The sequence below is a fragment of the Sphingobium sp. YR768 genome (genome assembly GCF_900111125.1).
In the GTDB taxonomy this organism is placed as follows: Bacteria; Pseudomonadota; Alphaproteobacteria; order Sphingomonadales; family Sphingomonadaceae; genus Sphingobium.
The window spans coordinates 1-1040 of sequence record NZ_FOGE01000087.1 but is presented as its reverse complement, the minus strand read 5'-3'; the positions used below and the strand labels follow the sequence as shown (position 1 = coordinate 1040).

The following is a 1040-nucleotide window of genomic DNA, read 5'->3' as shown; positions in this document are numbered from 1 at the left end:
ACCTATCCCACGGGCGGTTACTCGCTGACCGGGGAAACGCCGTCTGGCCAATATTATATCCGGTTCTACTGGAACGGCCCGGTACGGCGCTATGCGACCTCCGCCGACCTGACCAATGGCGGGAACGTCCGGATCAAAGGGACGATCGTCTTTCAGGCGGAGTATGATGCGACCTGGACGCCGGAACGGCTGGGAGCAGCGGTGGTCGGGTGGTTCGATGCAGCGTCGACTATCTCGCTCACGCTGGTTGATAACAAAGTGGCGGCCTGGAAGAACCGCGGCGTTGCCGCTCTCTCGATTGGTCAGGTGACGGCAGCCAAGCGCCCGGCCTATAATTCGGCAGGCTGGGACGCCACCCGGCCTTGCCTGTCTAGCGGCGGCGGCAATGACGGTCCTATCCTGACCGGGCCGATCTCTACCCTGTCCGGCAACCGATGGCTCTTCATTGTGGCTGAGCGGGCCGTGCAGGACGCGACCAATACATCCACGGCGTTGCGGGCGTTAGTTTCGACGGGCGATGCTGCTGGTAACAGGGTCTATCCCTCTGTCCTGTTGCCGTCCTCTGACGCAGCCCAGACAGGCTTTCGAGTGCAGGCATCCGGGACGGGCGGCGGCGCGGCCCAGGTTGCGCCCTGGGCGATCGATACGAAGGCGGTCCTCTTTTCCAGCATCGGTGCGACGATGGGGGCCGGCATCAACGGGGCCACGCCATCGGGTACAGCTGCATTGGGCAGCGGCAGTCCCGTCACAGAATTTGGCATTTTCGGCTTGGTAGGCAGCGCCACGACCGACAAGGCCAGCCGTTTGGCCGGCAAGATATCTGAAGTCCTCGTCATCGACCCGACGCTGTTGCCCAACGGCGGGTCGACCTTCGACCGGCAGAAGATCGAGGGCTATCTCGCCCACAAATGGGGCATCCAAAACAGCCTGGCCGCAGGCCACCCATTCCTCACAACAGCACCGGTGAACTGACATGGATGAAGAAGAAAATGTGATCGTGCGCGCCGCCGTGATGGACGACGCGCTGACCTTCTACTGTC

General features: G+C 62.7%; 1 protein-coding gene. It reads left to right on the top strand.

The window, feature by feature from the left end:
* The coding region (locus tag BMX92_RS27625; protein WP_093022796.1) for a hypothetical protein at positions 1–972 on the top strand (972 nt) is incomplete at its 5' end.
* Positions 973–1040 lie beyond the last annotated feature (68 nt).